The 15,605-nt window shown below is 69.5% G+C and carries 14 protein-coding genes and 2 tRNA genes; 11 read left to right on the forward strand and 5 right to left on the reverse strand.

The genetic code is table 11. The features are described 5' to 3' along the window. Positions 1 to 8: 8 nt before the first annotated feature. The gene (locus tag I6N91_RS05290; RefSeq protein WP_198811350.1) at positions 9 to 1,385 is read left to right on the forward strand and encodes a cystathionine beta-synthase; all 1,377 of its coding nucleotides are present in this window, start codon (positions 9 to 11) and stop codon (positions 1,383 to 1,385) included. Positions 1,386 to 1,407: 22 nt separating this feature from the next. Further along, the gene (locus I6N91_RS05295; protein ID WP_198811352.1) at positions 1,408 to 2,574 is read left to right on the forward strand and encodes a cystathionine gamma-synthase; all 1,167 of its coding nucleotides are present in this window, start codon (positions 1,408 to 1,410) and stop codon (positions 2,572 to 2,574) included. A gap of 30 nt (positions 2,575 to 2,604) precedes the next feature. Here I6N91_RS05295 and I6N91_RS05300 read toward each other — a convergent pair whose 3' ends face one another. After that, complete coding sequence (locus I6N91_RS05300; RefSeq protein ID WP_198811354.1) at positions 2,605 to 3,045, reverse strand: hypothetical protein; 441 nt, start codon at positions 3,043 to 3,045, stop codon at positions 2,605 to 2,607. Further along, the gene (locus I6N91_RS05305; protein WP_198811356.1) at positions 3,042 to 4,253 is read right to left on the reverse strand and encodes an amidohydrolase; all 1,212 of its coding nucleotides are present in this window, start codon (positions 4,251 to 4,253) and stop codon (positions 3,042 to 3,044) included. The genes I6N91_RS05300 and I6N91_RS05305 overlap by 4 nt, the downstream gene beginning before the upstream one ends. Before the next feature lie 98 nt (positions 4,254 to 4,351). Between I6N91_RS05305 and I6N91_RS05310 the strand changes: the two genes are divergently transcribed. The 5 genes from I6N91_RS05310 to I6N91_RS05330 all read left to right on the forward strand — a co-directional run bounded on the left by I6N91_RS05310 (position 4,352) and on the right by I6N91_RS05330 (position 8,913). Next, complete coding sequence (locus tag I6N91_RS05310; protein WP_198811358.1) at positions 4,352 to 4,993, forward strand: MOSC domain-containing protein; 642 nt, start codon at positions 4,352 to 4,354, stop codon at positions 4,991 to 4,993. 338 nt (positions 4,994 to 5,331) lie between these two features. Further along, positions 5,332 to 7,239 carry a DEAD/DEAH box helicase gene (locus I6N91_RS05315; protein WP_198811360.1) on the forward strand — a complete coding sequence of 636 codons (1,908 nt, stop codon included), beginning with the start codon at positions 5,332 to 5,334 and terminating at the stop codon, positions 7,237 to 7,239. A 128-nt stretch (positions 7,240 to 7,367) separates the two neighbouring features. Continuing rightward, positions 7,368 to 7,439, forward strand: a tRNA-Thr gene (locus tag I6N91_RS05320). Positions 7,440 to 7,493: 54 nt separating this feature from the next. Next, positions 7,494 to 7,567 (forward strand) — tRNA-Met (locus I6N91_RS05325). 470 nt (positions 7,568 to 8,037) lie between these two features. Continuing rightward, positions 8,038 to 8,913 carry a hypothetical protein gene (locus I6N91_RS05330; RefSeq protein ID WP_198811362.1) on the forward strand — a complete coding sequence of 292 codons (876 nt, stop codon included), beginning with the start codon at positions 8,038 to 8,040 and terminating at the stop codon, positions 8,911 to 8,913. Between the two features lie 67 nt (positions 8,914 to 8,980). Here I6N91_RS05330 and I6N91_RS05335 read toward each other — a convergent pair whose 3' ends face one another. Both I6N91_RS05335 and I6N91_RS05340 read right to left on the reverse strand, forming a co-directional pair. Beyond that, the gene (locus I6N91_RS05335; RefSeq protein WP_198811364.1) at positions 8,981 to 9,649 is read right to left on the reverse strand and encodes a bifunctional 2-polyprenyl-6-hydroxyphenol methylase/3-demethylubiquinol 3-O-methyltransferase UbiG; all 669 of its coding nucleotides are present in this window, start codon (positions 9,647 to 9,649) and stop codon (positions 8,981 to 8,983) included. Then, on the reverse strand, positions 9,639 to 10,685 hold the full coding sequence (locus I6N91_RS05340) for an NAD(P)/FAD-dependent oxidoreductase (protein ID WP_198811366.1): 1,047 nt from the start codon (positions 10,683 to 10,685) through the stop codon (positions 9,639 to 9,641). The genes I6N91_RS05335 and I6N91_RS05340 overlap by 11 nt, the downstream gene beginning before the upstream one ends. Before the next feature lie 106 nt (positions 10,686 to 10,791). Here I6N91_RS05340 and I6N91_RS05345 point away from each other — a divergent pair, with 106 nt between their 5' ends. Next, positions 10,792 to 11,373, forward strand: coding sequence for an XRE family transcriptional regulator (locus I6N91_RS05345; protein WP_198811368.1), 582 nt, complete (start codon positions 10,792 to 10,794; stop codon positions 11,371 to 11,373). A gap of 79 nt (positions 11,374 to 11,452) precedes the next feature. On the opposite strand, the gene I6N91_RS05350 is transcribed toward I6N91_RS05345, so the two are convergent. Then, the gene (locus I6N91_RS05350; RefSeq protein ID WP_198811370.1) at positions 11,453 to 12,658 is read right to left on the reverse strand and encodes a low temperature requirement protein A; all 1,206 of its coding nucleotides are present in this window, start codon (positions 12,656 to 12,658) and stop codon (positions 11,453 to 11,455) included. Between the two features lie 152 nt (positions 12,659 to 12,810). Between I6N91_RS05350 and I6N91_RS05355 the strand changes: the two genes are divergently transcribed. The 3 genes from I6N91_RS05355 to I6N91_RS05365 all read left to right on the forward strand — a co-directional run bounded on the left by I6N91_RS05355 (position 12,811) and on the right by I6N91_RS05365 (position 15,581). Beyond that, positions 12,811 to 14,271, forward strand: coding sequence for an ATPase (locus I6N91_RS05355; protein ID WP_198811372.1), 1,461 nt, complete (start codon positions 12,811 to 12,813; stop codon positions 14,269 to 14,271). 129 nt (positions 14,272 to 14,400) lie between these two features. Further along, a complete protein-coding gene (locus I6N91_RS05360) occupies positions 14,401 to 15,324 on the forward strand; it encodes a DUF2797 domain-containing protein (RefSeq protein WP_307843245.1) in 924 nt (307 codons plus the stop codon). Positions 15,325 to 15,344: 20 nt separating this feature from the next. Beyond that, entirely contained in the window at positions 15,345 to 15,581 is a 237-nt protein-coding gene (locus tag I6N91_RS05365) for a hypothetical protein (protein ID WP_198811374.1), read from the forward strand. Positions 15,582 to 15,605: the final 24 nt, after the last annotated feature.

Below are 15,605 nucleotides of genomic sequence, written 5' to 3' on the forward strand. Positions count from 1 at the left end.
TTAGGACTATGAAGTATGCGAACTCAATAGTTGACCTGATCGGCAACACACCCCTGGTCAAGCTCAATAAGGTCACCGACGGCATCGCGGCAACGGTGCTCGCGAAGGTCGAGTACCTGAACCCCGGCGGGTCGGTCAAGGACCGCATCGCGGCGAAGATGCTCGACGCGGCGGAGGCCGAGGGCAAGCTGCGGCCAGGCGGCACCATCATCGAGCCGACCTCGGGCAACACCGGCGTGGGCCTGGCCCTGGTGGCCCAGCAGCGCGGCTACAAGTGCGTCTTCGTGGTGCCGGACAAGGTCGGCGAGGACAAGCGCAACGTCCTGGCGGCCTACGGCGCGGAGGTCGTGGTCACCCCCACGGCCGTGGAACCCGACAGCCCCGAGTCCTACTACGGGGTCTCCGACCGGCTCACCCGCGAGATCCCCGGCGCGTACAAGCCCGACCAGTTCTCCAACCCGAACGGACCCCTGAGTCACTACGAAACCACCGGGCCCGAGATCTGGAACGACACCGACGGGCGGATCACCCACTTCGTCACGGGCGTCGGCACCGGCGGCACCATCACCGGCACCGGACGCTACCTCAAGGAGGTCTCCGCGGACCGCGCCGGCGGGCCGGTCCGGGTCATCGGCGCCGACCCCGAGGGCTCGGTCTACTCCGGCGGCACCGGGCGCCCCTACTTCGTCGAGGGCGTCGGCGAGGACATCTGGCCCGCCTCCTACGACCCCTCCGTGCCCGATGAGATCATCGCCGTCTCCGACGCCGAGAGCTTCGCCATGACCCGGCGGCTGGCCCGCGAGGAGGGCCTGCTGGTCGGCGGATCCTGCGGCATGGCGGTGGTCGCGGCGCTGCGTGCGGCCAAGGACCTGACCGCCGACGACGTCGTGGTCGTCCTGCTGCCCGACGGCGGGCGCGGCTATCTCGGCAAGATCTTCAGCGACGACTGGATGGAGTCGCACGGCTTCCTCGATGCCGGGGACGACGCGCCCGTGGCCGGGGTGCTCCACGCAAAGGCCGGCACCCTGCCCGACCTCGTCCACACCCGCCCCCGCGACACCCTCCGCGACGTCATCGCCCTGATGACCCGGTACGGGCTCTCCAGCGTTCCGGTGCTCTCGCACGAGCCGCCCGTGGTGCTGGGCGAGGTGCTCGGATCGGTCGACGAGCGCTCGCTGACGGAGAAGATCTTCACCGGCCAGGCCAAACTCACCGACAGCGTATCGGCCCACATGGGCCCGAAACTGCCGCTGATCGGCTCGATGGAGTCGGTCGGCACGGCGCGGGAGCGCCTCCAGCACAGTGACACGGTCCTGGTCACCCTCGCCGGGGCGCCGGTGGGAATTTTGACCCGCCATGACCTGCTGACCTATATGAGCAGCTAACCCCTCGACCAACAGGAGCAGCGTGACGCACTCAAGCAATTCCGGCTTCAACACCCGCGCAATCCATGCGGGCCAGGTTCCCGACCCGACCACCGGGGCCGTGATCCCTCCCATCTACCAGACGACGACGTTCGCCCAGGACGGCATCGGCAAGCTGCGCAACGGCTACGAGTACGGCCGCGGCACCAACCCGACCCGCGACGCCCTGCAGTCCCAGCTGGCGGCGCTCGAGGGCGGAACGCACGCGTTCAGCTTCTCCTCGGGCCTGGCCGCTGAGGATTCGCTCATCCGGGCGGCGCTGCGGCCCGGCGACCACATCGTGCTCGGGAACGACGCCTACGGCGGCACCTACCGCCTGATCGACCGGGTGCTCTCCCAGTGGGGCATCACCAACAGCGCCGTCGACATGGCCGATCTCGACGCCGTGCGCGCCGCCGTCGTCGGCGGGCAGACCCGCATGGTGTGGGTCGAGACCCCGTCGAACCCGATGATGAAGATCACCGACATCGCCGCGGTCGCGGAGATCGCCCACGCGGCCGGTGCGCTGCTGGTCGTCGACAACACCTTCGCCTCCCCGTACCTGCAGCAGCCGCTGAGCTTCGGGGCCGACGTCGTCGTGCACTCGACCACCAAGTACATCGGCGGGCACTCCGACGCCAGCGGCGGGGCCGTGATCGTTAAGGACGAGGACCTCGCCGAGAAGGTGGGCTTCATCCAGTTCGCCGTGGGCGCGGTGTCCGCGCCGATGGAGGCCTGGCTGACCACACGGGGCCTGAAGACCCTGGGCGTGCGCATGGACCGGCACAGCTCGAACGCCGCGTCGATCGCCCGGTGGCTCACAGAGCAGGAGGGCGTGGAGCGGGTGTACTACCCGGGGCTGCCGGAGCACCCGGGCCATGGCCTCGCCGCGGCGCAGATGAAGAGCTTCGGCGGCATGATCTCGGTGACCTTCACCGGCGGGGAGGCCGCGGCGCGGGCGGTGGCCGAATCGACGAAGGTCTTCACCCTCGCGGAGTCACTCGGCGGCATCGAATCGCTCATGAACTACCCCTCGGCCATGACGCACGCCTCGGTGCGGGGCACCGACCTGGCGGTGCCGGAGAACCTTATCCGGCTCTCGGTCGGCATTGAGGATCTCGAGGACCTGATCGGTGACCTCGAGCAGGCGCTGGGATCGCTTCGGGGCTGACAGCTTCGTCAGCGATAGGGGGCTGTCCGGTCAGGTACCGGGCAGCCCCCGCTTCTTTCGGGACTTGGGGTCGGTCACCCGGAAATAGGCGCTGCTGGCCGGAAGCCACATCAGCACCACGGCCAGCAACATCACGACGGCGATGACCGACAGCCCGGGTGTGCCGCGCACCAGCACGGGAAGCCCGGCGATGATTCCTACGGTGCTCAGCAGTTCGCGGGCGCTGCGCCGGCCCCGGCGCAGCCGCAGTAGGAGCACGAGCTGCAGGACGGCCAGCGCCCCCAGCACGGCCGCGAGCCCGGTGAGCGCGATGCTGTCCGAGCCGGGCAGTGCGGCCGAGCCGGCGAACGAACCGGCCGCCACGAGGAGCAGCACCGCGGCCACCAGCCACAGCAGCGAGGCCGCCCGGAGCGTGCGCGGGTGGTGCGGGCGTGCCGGGTCCTGCTGTCCGACGGCGGGGGCGCGCCTCATGCCCCGCGCGGAACGACGACGCCGGCGCGCGCCTCCGTGTCGTAGGAGTAGACCTTCCGCCCGCCGATCCACACGCCGAGCGCCCGCTGCATCACGTCGAGCGGGTCGCCGCTCCACAGCACGACGTCGGCGTCCTTGCCCACCGCGAGCGAGCCGAGCCGGTCCGCAAGTCCGAGCACCTTCGCCGGGTTGAGGGTGATCGAGCGCAGGGCCGTGGTGCGGTCGAGGCCCTCCTTCATGGCCAGGGTGGCCTGGTGCACCAGGAAGTTGATGGGGATGACGGGGTGGTCGGTGATGATCGAGATCTCGACGCCGGCCGCTGCGAGCTTGCCCGGGTTCGCCAGCGACCGGCCCCGCAGCTCCACCTTGGACTTGGTGGTGAACAGCGGCCCGATCAGTACCGGCGTGCCGCGCTCGGCCAGCACGTCCGCCAGCAGGTGGGCCTCGGTGCCGTGGTCGAGCACCAGGTCGTAGCCGAATTCGTCGGCGAGCCGGAGGGCGGTGGCGATGTCGTCGGCCCGGTGGGCGTGCTGCCGCCAGGGGATCTCGCGGCGCAGGACCATCGCCAGGGCCTCGAGGTGCGGGTCCCGGGCGTTCTCATCGTCCTTGCCCAGGTAGTTCTGGGCGTCCTTGAACGCCTTGCGGATGATCAGGGCGGTGCCGAGGCGGGTCGAGGGCGTCTTCTCCTTCCCGCCGTACACCCGCTTGGGGTTTTCGCCCAGGGCGGACTTCAGGCCGCTGGGGGAGCGGAGCAGCATCTCCTCGATGTACCGGCCGTGGGTGTGGATGGCGACGGCGAGCCCGCCGATCGGATTGCCCGAGCCGGGATTGACGTTCACGGTGGTGATGCCGCCGGCCAGGGCGTCGTCGAAGCCGGGATCGTACGGGTTGATGGCGTCGAGCACCCGCACCCCGGCCATCACCGGGTCGGTCATCTCGTTGGTGTCGTCGCCCGCCGAGCCCTCGCCCTCCTCGTGGGTGCCCAGGTGGACGTGCGCGTCGACGAAGCCCGGCAGCAGCCACTTACCGGCCGCATCCAGGGTCTCCATCCCGGACGGAGCCTCGACGCCGGCGCCGAGGGCGGTGATCCTTCCGTCCTCGAGGACGACCGTCCCGTCGAAGGGCTCCCCCTCGATCGGGACGACATGGGCGTTGAGGATGGCCAGGGCCGGCGCGGGCGCCGCGCCGGAGGTTCGAGGGGTGGTCATGAGGGGACCTTTCGCGCTCGTCGGTGGTCCACCCAACATACCCGGAGGGCGCCCTGCCCAGAGCGGGCCTGCGGCGCCCGGACGCATAGGATGACCGCATGAGCCAAGGGAGAGTCCTCGCCGTCTGCCTCGTCCACGGGCTGCTGCCGACCCGCGACACCGTCGGCGTGAGCGCCATCGACAAGCGCGCCGTCGCCGGGCCGGTGAAGGTGCACCCGCTGGGGCTGACCGGCGACCTTCAGGCCGACCGCAAAAACCACGGCGGCCCCACGAAGGCCGTGTATGCCTACGCCCAGGAGGACGCCGACCACTGGAGCGGCGAGCTCGGCCGCGCCATCGAGCCCGGACTGTTCGGGGAGAACCTGAGGCTCGAGGGGATCGAAGCCAGCAACGCGGTGATCGGTGAACGGTGGAGCATCAACGGGGTGGAGTTCGAGGTGACGATGCCGCGGACCCCGTGCGGCAACTTTGCCCGGCACCTGGGCGAGCCCGGCTGGATCCGGCGTTTCACCGCAGCCAACCGTCCGGGAGCCTACCTTCGGGTGGTGAAGGGCGGGTCGGTGCAGGCCGGAGACGCGGTCGCCGTCACCTCGCGCCCGGCCCACGGCGTGACCATCGCTCAGGTGTTCGGCGGGCTCGACGCCGCCGCCGGCGTGCGCTTGCTGGAGGCCGGCGCGCAGGAGGTTACGCTTGCCCCGCAGGTCCGCAGGGCGGCGGTGCAGGCCCTCGCCGGCGCCTAACGTGCCCAACGTCACCCGCCCTTCCGCGCCCGAACGGCAGGGGCCGGGGCCCGCATGCGGTAGGATTGAAATATCCCCCACACCGGTATTCCCTTAATTTCCGTCCTTTCAGGCGGATAGGTTGTGTTGGGGCTCGTCGAGATTTTCCGCGAGCAGATTCATCAGGGAGCGCCGGCTAGAAGAAAACGTCACACATTTCAGCTCTTGGAGCAGGAAGCCCAGTTGTGACGGGAAGTCCTGCCGCGGGATTGAAACAGTGCCGGATTTCGTTGTAAGCACGGCACCAGTTGGCTCCCGCCTTCCGGGCCGTCCGGCATCTACCTGAAGGTCTTTCCTCCATGCCTGAAAATCTGTCCCCCGAAATCTCCGAAAACCTTGACGCCCCGGCTGCCGATGACGCCGCAGAGCTGCTGTTCACCGACCTCAACCTCGACGCCCGCGTCCTCGCCGCGCTGACCGACGTCGGCTACGAGAAGCCCTCGCCCATCCAGGCCGCCACCATTCCGGTCCTGCTCGAGGGCCGCGACGTCGTCGGCCTGGCCCAGACCGGCACCGGAAAGACCGCAGCATTCGCGGTTCCCGCGCTGTCGAAGATGGCCGAGCTGGCCGACATCAACGGTGTCAGCAAGAACACGCAGGTCCTGGTCCTCGCCCCGACCCGCGAGCTCGCGCTCCAGGTCGCCGAGGCATTCACCTCCTACGCCCGCCACATGGACGGCTTCACCGTTCTGCCCGTCTACGGCGGATCCCCCTACGGGCCCCAGCTTGCGGGCCTGCGCCGCGGCGCCCAGGTTGTCGTCGGCACCCCCGGCCGCGTCATCGACCACATCTCTAAGGGTTCCCTCGACCTGTCGGCCCTTGAGTACGTCGTGCTCGACGAGGCCGACGAGATGCTCCGCATGGGCTTCGCCGAGGACGTCGAGCAGATCCTCTCCTCGACCCCTGCCGAGAAGCAGGTGGCGCTGTTCTCCGCCACCATGCCCCCGGCCATCCGCCGGATCGCCAAGAAGTACCTGAACGATCCGGCCGAGATCGCGGTCAAGGGCAAGACGACCACCGGCACCAACACGCGTCAGCGCTACCTGCAGGTCATGGGCCCGCACAAGCTCGACGCCATGACCCGCATCCTCGAGGTTGAGGACTACGACGGCATCATTGCCTTCGTCCGTACCAAGATGGCGACCGAAGACCTGGCGGACAAGTTGCGTTCACGGGGCTTCTCGGCCGCAGCCATCAACGGAGACATTCCCCAGCAGCAGCGCGAGCGCACCGTCGAGGCCCTGCGTGAGGGCAAAATCGACATCCTCGTGGCCACCGACGTCGCCGCCCGCGGACTCGACGTCGAGCGCATCTCGCTCGTCGTCAACTACGACATCCCGCACGACACCGAGTCCTACGTCCACCGCATCGGCCGCACCGGCCGAGCCGGACGCTCGGGTGACGCCATCCTGTTCATGACTCCGCGTGAGAAGTACCTGCTGCGCTCCATCGAGAAGGCGACCCGCCAGCCGGTCGAGCAGATGCAGCTTCCCTCCTCGGAGAGCATCAACGAACTGCGCCTGAACAAGTTCGCCGAGAAGATCACGAAGACCCTCGCCAGCGAGGACGTCGCGGCGTTCCGTGACCTCATCGCGAGCTACGAGCAGGAGCACAACGTTCCGGCCGCCGAGATCGCCGCTGCGCTGGCCGTCATGGCCCAGGGCAGCAACCCCCTGCTGGTCAAGGACATCCCGGTGGCTCCCGCCGGGCAGCGCGAGCGCTCGGAGGGCCGAAAGGACGCCTTCGGCTCCCGCGGGCCGACGCGCACCCTCACCGAAGGCAATGCCACCTACCGGATCGCCGTCGGACGCCGCCAGCGCGTCATGCCCGGCTCCATCGTCGGTGCCATCGCCAACGAGGGCGGGCTCTCCTCCTCGCAGATCGGCGGCATCGACATCCGCGCCGACCACACCCTCGTTGAGCTCCCCGCGGAGCTCTCCAAGGATCAGTGGCGCGCCCTGTCGAAGACCCGCATCGGCGGTGAGCTGATCCACCTCGAGCTCGACAAGGGCCGCAAGCCCAACCGCGAGCGCCCGGCCGGTGAGTTCAAGAAGCCCTTCAAAAAGGAATTCAGCAAGGACTCGAAAGACTTCAAGAAGCGCGACGGCGACACCCGGTTCTCCAGCGACAGCGCGCGCAAGCCGCGGTCGGGCAAGGCTGCCGGAGCCGGTCTCGGCCGCTCCAATGCGCAGTCCGACCAGTGGTGAAAATCACCTAGGCTAACCCCTTCGGATCCCCGCCACGGCGGGGATCCGAAGCGAAATCAGGGGTCCGCACGCAAGGGCGGTTGTTGATTTCGCACAGCGGCTCGGAACTGGTAAAGTTTCTTGTCGTTGCCCCCCTAGCTCAGTGGTAGAGCGCGTTCTTGGTAAGAACGAGGTCACCGGATCGATTCCGGTGGGGGGCTCGTAAATGAGGGGCCCGTGACGATCATCCGATCGGTGCGGGCAGACTCATTTAGGGCGGTGTAGCTCAGCTGGTTAGAGCGCACGACTCATAATCGTGAGGTCGTGGGATCGAGTCCCACCACCGCTACAAAGAGCAATCCCCGAGGCCCCGTTGGCCTCGGGGATTTTTCGTTTGGGGCCGGTTCGCAGCCTCGGCCCGGCTGGTAGGAGCCCATGCTGCGGACCGCCTGGCGCAGCGTGTCCCGAACCGTGCAGCGTGGCCCGCCGGGTCCTCGACCCTCACGCGGACCCCTCGCAACATAAAGGGCCGACTCTTTCCCGCAGGACTGCGAAGACGTACATTTATCCCGGTAAACCGCCCCAGTCGGGTGCTGCTCCATCTCAAGCGGCCAGCATTGAACGGAGTCACCGGTGCAGATAATTCCAAGGCAGATAACTCCAAGGCAGATGACTTCGAGGTATGTCGAACGGCCTGCGCGGATGGTTTTGGCACTACTCTTTGTGGTCAGCACCGTACTCGGCGCCCCCGTCGCCCCGGCCGTGGCCGGCACCCCTGACCCCCTCACCTGTGCGGGGTATCCCGAGAAGCGTCACTTCGTGGACGCGCAGTCCTGGTGGCTGCCCACCCCGGGAGCGGCTCCCGCAGGTACGGACCACGGTCATATCCATGTGGGAGCCTGCATTCCTGAACGCGAAACCGTGACCGGGCCATTCACACTCGATATCCGGATGATTCTGCATGATCCCGGCCGCCAGCAGGTCAATACCGGCAAGGCCTCCACGCCCTACGTGTCGGTTGTCATGAAGGGTGCGTCCACTGAGACGCCGCAGTCCAAGCTCTACCAAACCGGTTGGACGTGCCCCACTCCAGGTACGTGCACCCGTTGGGGCAAGGTGAGGGTTGATCCGTCCGTTTTCTCGACCGATGGCCTCAAAGAAACGCGGCTGCGCTTCTTTTCTGACGTCGCAGACCCTGCTGCGGGCGGCGGAACAGCACCAGCCCGCATGATCGCCTCCCTCAATTTTCAGTACACTGTCGATCTGTCGCCCACCCGCGCCGTGAGCGATGTCTCCCGGGATCCCTATCTACGCGGTAAGGGATGGTACTCGGCGCCCGGGAGCGATCTGGCTGAGGGCGGCTACTGTGAAGCCGCTCTCGTGACAGTTCCGGTTCCAAACCTTCCCATCAGCGGCACCTGGTCACCCGCCGTCAGGATGGTGCGGCACGGTGAGGCGGACGACCCGCCCGTGACGGCCCATGAAGTCCGGATCGACCCGGATCTCCATGCGAATGTTCCCGGTCTGATCCTCAGGCGAGCGGGCGGGGAGTATGACGGGAGAATCAGCATCGACACCACCCGTCTGGCCAATGGCATGCACAAGCTGTTCCTGCGCGCCGATTGCAATGACCGGCACGGCCGCAACTCGACCACCTCGGGCATCCTGATCGTGCCGTTTGAAGTTCGCAACTAGGGCTTCCCGCCCTGGAGGAGTGGTGCGGCCGCGGCACCACTCCCGCCGAGGCGGGCGGCTGCGACAGTTACACCGGTCCTGCAGAGGGCGGCGCCGGTGCCTGACTGGTTTCCAGCCGGCGGGCCTGGAGCACCGTGTCCCGGACCACCGCAGCGTGTCCCGCCGCGTCCTCGACTGCACGCGGCCGCGCCTCGGAGGCGGTGATGTCCCAGCCACCGTCGAGCAGGGGGATGAGGTCCTCCGCGGTGTAGAACAGCTCGGGTAGCGGGGGCCGCCGCGCCGCCGTCTGCAGGTCCGAGGGGTGGTGCCCGACAATGAGAAGCGTGCCGCCCGCCGCCACCGCGTCGGCGAGGCCCGCGAACAGCGTCGAGCGCGCCGGTTCCGGCAGCTGCATGAACTGTGCCGAGACCAGATCAAAGCCGCCTGGATCCGGCGGCGCCTCGATAAGGTCGGCGTGCAACCAGTCGACCCGGGCGGCAACCGCGGCGTCCTCGATCCGGGCCTGCTCGCGGGCCCGGCCGAGGGCCACCTCGGAGATGTCGACGCCGGTCACTCGCCACCCGCTGCGGGCCAGCCACAGGGCGTCGGCGCCCTCGCCGCAGCCGACATCCAGCGCGCGCCCGGGAGGCAGCGTGGAGGCCGTGGTGACGAGGTGGGGATTGGGGTTCCCGCTCCATACCCGATGGTGCTCGGCGTAGCGCCGGTCCCAGAACTCCTGGTCCATCTCAGCGTGCATGGCTCTCCAGCTCCGCTCTGCCGTCGGGTGTCCCCGTGGTGGTCCCATTCTCGTGCCCGGCCGGCGCCCCGCCAAGGGCCTGCCCGGCGCCTTCCCGGAGCCGCTCCACGGCGGCCGCCGCGTCCTCGGCGATGAGGTCCCCGTTGATTGCCGCCCCGGCCGCCAGCCCCGCAGCGGACGAGGCCATCACCTGGGCCACCGGATCCGCCACGTTGCCGGCCGCCCACACCCCGGGAACGGAGGTGCGGCCCTGCGGGTCGACCTCGGCCGAGTAGCCGATGCCCATCGGGTGCTCCGCGGTCCGCACGCCGAGGGACTCAAGCAGTGCCGACCGCGCGGCGAAGCGCGGTGCGACGACGAGGGCATCGAGCGGGAAGCCTTCGCCGGACTCGAGGCGCACGCCCGAGAGCGAGCCGTCCGTCTCCTGGACTGCTTCGACCGTGCCGGAGATGACGCGGACCGACAGCGCCGCCAGGAGTTCCTCCTGCTCGGCCGTCAGTTCAGGCGCGGTGTGCAGGAAGAGGGTGACGTCGCTGCTGAGCTGCCGGAACATCTGGACCTGGTGCATCGCCATCGGGCCGGTCGCCAGGACGCCGATGGCCCTGCCGCGGGCCTCGTACCCGTGGCAGTAGGGGCAGTGGATGACGCCCGAACCCCAGTGCGCGGCGAGCCCCTCGACGTCGGGCAGTTCGTCGGTGAGCCCGGTCGTGACGAGCAGGCGCCGGCCGGCGACGCGCCCGCCGTCCTGCAGGGTGACGGTGAACCCCTCCGGACCCTTCTCGACGCGCACCGCCTCCGCGTCGATCAGGACTGCACCGTAGGACGCCGCTTCGGCCCGGCCGGACGCCACCAGCTCGAGCGGCGGCACTCCATCGCGGGACAGGAAGTTGTGGACCCCGGCTGCGGGGGCGTTCCGCGGCGAGCCGGAGTCGATCACGGCCGTGGTGCGCAGCGACCGGCCGAGGGCCACCGCGGCGCTGAGCCCGGCGGCGCCTCCGCCGATGATCACGACGTCATAGCGCGAAGAGTCCTGCATGATGCTTCTCCTTTTCCGAGGCGCCTACGGTCGGCGCCCTCGTATCCACTGTCCCGCCGGGTGGACGTGCTGGCAATATTCCTTGCCGATATGGCAAGATGCGGGGATGGAGAGCGATCTTTCATCGGTTTTTGACGCCATGGGCCCACGGCTGCGCGCACTGCGCCAGCAGCGGGGGCTCACCCTCGGCGAGGTATCCGAGGCCACCGGCGTCTCGGCGAGCACCCTGTCCCGCCTCGAAGGCGGCCAGCGGCGCCCCAACCTCGAACTGCTCCTGCCCCTGGCCCGACTGTTCCAGGTGCCGCTCGACGACCTCGTCGGAGCGCCGACCACCGGTGATCCGCGCATCCACCTGCGGCCCATCCGGCACAGCGGCATGACGGCCCTTCCCCTGACCCGCAGGCCTGGCGGGCTGCAGGCGTACAAGATGGTGCTTGCCGCCGACGCACGGAAGGGCGAACCCGAACTCCGCGTGCACGAAGGATATGAGTGGCTGTATATCCTCAATGGGCGCCTGCGCCTCGTGCTCGGCGATAAGGACTTCGTCCTGGGGCCGGGCGAAGCTGCCGAATTCGACACCCATACCCCTCACTGGTTCGCTTCCGCCGACGAGCACCCGGTGGAGTTCCTCAGTCTGTTCGGCCACCAGGGGGAGAAGATGCACGTCCGGGCCCGGCCCAAGGCCTAGCAGCCGGCGGAGACACCCGGCCGGCGAACGGGCAGGGGACGCCGTGTGGCAGGGGCGCCCGACGGGCGGACACGCCGCGTTACGCCGGAGAGTGGCTGCGGCGGATCTCCGCGCGCTTCTCCGCGTAGACGGTGGTTTCCACGACGACGAGCAGTGCGCACAGTCCAAAGACAAGGCCCAGCGCCGCCAGCGGGGCGAACCCGGAAGTGGCCGGGATCAGGGCCAGCAGGACGGCGGCGGTGCTGAGCCGCCACGTCTTCCAGTACCCGCCGACCCTTCGCCAGAACGCCGCGTGGGCGAGGAGGTACAGGGCCGTCCCGCCCAGCAGCGCGCCGGCCCCCAGCCAGCCGTAGCCGGATGATTCATCGAGGTGCGCCAGGGCATCCTCGACCCCGAGCGCCGATAGCACGACCCCGGCGATCAGCGGGAGGTGGAGGTAGGTGTAGGCGTCCACGGCGAGGGCCGAACGCGCCCGGCCGCGGAGCCGCGCCAGCACGTGCTCGGCCGCAATTGCCATGACGTCGAAGTACAGCCACCACAGGCAGATCGAGAGCCCGACGCCGAAGACCGCGCCCAGGATCATCAGGGTGCTCACCGGGCGTTCCGAGGCGCCGACGCCGATGGAGATGATCGACTCGCCCAGGGCGAGGATCACGACGAGCCCGTACCGCTCGGCCCAGTGGGCGGCGGAATGGACCCGCCAGTTCCCGCCGGCGGAGGTGAGGTAGGTGAGGGTGATATCCGCGGCGAGGCCGGCCAGCCAGAACCAGGTTTGGGACGGCCCGCCGACGAGGGCTCCGGTGATGATGATGGCGGAGCCGGTGAACATGGCGCTCGAAGTCTTGATCACCTGGCGCCGGAGCGGGACGTCGTCCCCGGCGGCGACCAGGTACAGCCCGATGTGGACCAGGCGCACGACGAAGTAGGCCAGCGCGAACACGAGCGGTCCGTCCAGGCCGCCGGCCATGTCGTGGAAGGCCTCCGGAATGGTCAGGGCAGCGATGAACATCGCCATCATGGCGAGCGACATCCCGAGCCGCACGATGCCCTCGTCGACGTGGGTCTGGTTGGCGAGCCAGGAGTAGCAGACCCAGGACCACCAGAGGATGCCCAGGATGATCATGCCCTGGAGCACACCGAGGCCCGTGTGTTCATGGGCCATGAAGCCGGTGACCTGGGTGAAGGCGAAAACGAAGACGAGGTCGAAAAAGAGTTCGAAGGTCGTGACCCGGTGGGACTCGTCCGAGACCCGGATCTGGCGCATCGATCGGAAGGCGGGAAACATACGGAAAGCATAAATTGCGGGCGGGGCGGTGTCTCCGATCCGAACCCTCTGTTACTCGCCTGCGGCTTCGACGATCAGGGTACTTATAGGATGGGCAAAGGCAACGACCGCTAAGCAGCCGCCCCGTTAGGTGTGCGGGGGGATGGACTTACATGACCGAACGTGACTCCGTGTGGAGCGCCGACAGCACGAACGACACCTACCCCACGAGGGCGAGCCGGCGCCGCCAGTCCCTGCTCGAGGGGGACCCGGGGGCCCGGTGGGAGCCGCTGTCCGCCGATGAGGAGAACGACGGCACTCCAGCCGCGTACGGGCCCGAGGCAGCGCCGGACTACGCCCCCTCGATCGCCGCCCGGACGACCGGCACGGTTCCCAACGGCACGGTTCCCTACGAGCCGGAACCCTTCGAGTCCGGGCTTTCCGACACCCAGGTGTTTGAGGCCGATCTCTCCGACACCCGAGCATTTGAGCCCCACCTCTCCAACGCCGGACCCATCGAGACCGACTCCGCCGACGCCGGAGCGCTTGAGTCCCGGCCCACCGACACGGACCTCCCCGCCGCCGAACCGGGGGAGTCCCGGCCGTTTGAGTACGGCCGGCCGCCGCGCGGAGCATCCGGCTCCGAACCCGTGGCGGAGCTTCCCCCGCCTCCGGCCGAGCCTCCGGCCACCCGCCAGCGAGCCTCCGCGGCGCGGACCGGCCGCCGCTCCTTCCTCACCCCCGACACGGCAGTGGTGCCCGCCGAAACCGGCCTGCGGGGAGCCCTGACCCGTATCGGCGTGCGGATTCCGCCGTCCGCCGCGGAACTGACGGTGCGCGCGCACACCCGCGCCGTGAGTCAGCATTGGCCCGGCCCGCGGACCATCGCCGTCGTGAACGGCAAGGGAGGGGCCAACAAGACCCCGACCACCGTCATGCTCGCGGCGGTGTTCGCCCGCAACGGGGGCGGGCCCGTCCTGGCCTGGGACAACAACGAAACCCGCGGCACCCTTGGGTGGCGGACCGAGCAGGGCCCGCATGAGGCAACCGTGCTCGACCTGCTCCCGCAGACCGGCGCCCTGCTCGCCCCGTCCGCCCAGTCGGCGCTGCTCGCCCGCTACGTCCACCACCAGACCGAAGACAAGTACGACGTGCTGCGGTCCAAGCCCGACGTGCTGGCCTCCGAGCAGAAGGTCACCTCGCGGGACTTCGACGCCCTGCACGAGGTCGCCTCGAAGTACTTCCGGCTCAATGTTGTGGACTCGGGCAACGACGAGACGGCCGAACGGTGGCTGCGCATGCTCCACCACACCCACCAGCTGGTCATCGCCACCACCACCCTCGAGGAGCACGCCGAGGCCGGCGCCCTCCTGCTTGAGGCCCTGCGGGCCCGCGGCGGCGACTACGAGCAGCTTTCCCGCAACGCCGTGGTCATCGTCAGCCAGTCCGACAAGAACGGCACCGCGGCCCAGGCCCAGGCGATTGCCGCAGGCTTCACCGAGCTGGCCCGCAGCGCCGTCACCATCCCCTTCGACCCCGCCCTGCTGAAGGGCAGGATCCGTTATGGTTCCCTGCGCCCAGCCACCCAGCGGGCCTGGCTCGCCGCGGCGGCGGCGGTGGCCGAGGGCCTCTGAGTCACCGGTTCACCACCGACGGCCGCGGCGGTCCGGGGCGTCGACGGCGTCGCCACGGCCGGTACGGAAGCCTGGACCGCCCGGGCCCGGGAAAGGGTCGAGGACCCGCCGGTGGCCTAAGCTGAATTGGTGAATCCCGGTGGACGCTACCTGTGCAGCGGGGTGGCCTGGCACGGCGAAGTCCCGGCCCTGGTCCTCGCCGACCCGGACGGTGTCCGGACGGACCTGCCGCTGCGGCCGGGCTCCCGGCTCGGCTACCGCACGCTCGGTCCCGCCGGAGTGCGGTACTGCCTGGGTTCCTACCGGGTCCGCGACGCCGAGTCCCGCACGCACGTGCCCTGCCCGCGGCAGGCCGAGGCCGAGCGGGGCTACCAGTGCGGTCCCTGCTTCGCCCAGGACGACCTGCGCTTCATGCACGACTTCCACCGCTCGGGCATCGCCCCGGAGGGTCTGAAACGCTACCTCGACGAGCCGCACTGGCTGTACGTGGCGACCTTCGCCGACGGCGCCACCAAGGTCGGCACCGCCTCGGCCAAGCGCAAGCGCGGGCGGCTCGTGGAGCAGGGCGCCGTCACCGCCTCGTACGTGGCCCTCGCGGACAACGGGCGGGTGGTGCGCGTCCTCGAGGACGAGGTGACGCGCAGCGTGGGCCTGCCGCAGGCCGTGCGCTCGGCCGCGAAGGCCGAGGCCCTCCGCCGGCCCCTGCCAAAGGATCGGCTCGCCGGTATCAACACGGGTTTCGCCGACGCGGCCCGGCAGCTGCTGCGGGAGGGGATGGAGCTCGAGGGTTTCACCGTCGTCACCGAGGAGTTCGACCCGCCGCCGTCGTGGCAGGAGGTGTTGACGGCCGGCGGGGTCCAGCCCTATCCAGGGGACCTCGAGAGCGGCGACCACGGGTTCGTCGTCGGTCCGCTGCTGGGCTCCTGCGCCCTCGTCAGCCTCGACGGCGCCCCGTTGCGCTTCCTCGCGGACCTGTCCCGGCTCAAGGGGCGGCGGATCGCACCGGGGGACTACTCGACCGCCGTGCCGGCCGTCCAAGAGTCCCTCTTCTAGGGTCACGGTAGGATGAAAGGATGCTCAACACACCCTGGGACACGGGATCGGTGCTCTACCGCAGGCTCCTGATCTCCGCGCTGATCCTCACCGGCGCCGGCATCGCGCTCGCCCTGGCAGGGGCGGCAGCCGACGCCGAGGCCGCGGTGTTCGCCGCGATGCCGGTGATCGGCGCGGGCCTGCTGTGCCACATCGCCGGCATGGTGGTGCGGACCCGCGACGCCCGGCGGCGACGGAGCCCCGCAGCGCCCCGCTGAGCCCCGACCGGCCACCGAGCCGGC

This window comes from Arthrobacter sp. MSA 4-2 (assembly GCF_016405885.1).
GTDB lineage: Bacteria > Actinomycetota > Actinomycetes > Actinomycetales > Micrococcaceae > Arthrobacter_D.

Bases quoted from the DNA above. Each gene is read 5' to 3' on its own strand.
- I6N91_RS05290 (WP_198811350.1), top strand. From the start codon at position 9: ATGAAGTATGCGAACTCAATAGTTGACCTGATCGGCAACACACCCCTG.
- I6N91_RS05300 (WP_198811354.1), bottom strand. From the start codon at position 3,045: ATGAGGCGCGCCCCCGCCGTCGGACAGCAGGACCCGGCACGCCCGCAC.
- I6N91_RS05305 (WP_198811356.1), bottom strand. From the start codon at position 4,253: ATGACCACCCCTCGAACCTCCGGCGCGGCGCCCGCGCCGGCCCTGGCC.
- I6N91_RS05310 (WP_198811358.1), top strand. From the start codon at position 4,352: ATGAGCCAAGGGAGAGTCCTCGCCGTCTGCCTCGTCCACGGGCTGCTG.
- I6N91_RS05315 (WP_198811360.1), top strand. From the start codon at position 5,332: ATGCCTGAAAATCTGTCCCCCGAAATCTCCGAAAACCTTGACGCCCCG.
- I6N91_RS05335 (WP_198811364.1), bottom strand. From the start codon at position 9,649: ATGCACGCTGAGATGGACCAGGAGTTCTGGGACCGGCGCTACGCCGAG.
- I6N91_RS05340 (WP_198811366.1), bottom strand. From the start codon at position 10,685: ATGCAGGACTCTTCGCGCTATGACGTCGTGATCATCGGCGGAGGCGCC.
- I6N91_RS05345 (WP_198811368.1), top strand. From the start codon at position 10,792: ATGGAGAGCGATCTTTCATCGGTTTTTGACGCCATGGGCCCACGGCTG.
- I6N91_RS05350 (WP_198811370.1), bottom strand. From the start codon at position 12,658: ATGTTTCCCGCCTTCCGATCGATGCGCCAGATCCGGGTCTCGGACGAG.
- I6N91_RS05355 (WP_198811372.1), top strand. From the start codon at position 12,811: ATGACCGAACGTGACTCCGTGTGGAGCGCCGACAGCACGAACGACACC.
- I6N91_RS05365 (WP_198811374.1), top strand. From the start codon at position 15,345: ATGCTCAACACACCCTGGGACACGGGATCGGTGCTCTACCGCAGGCTC.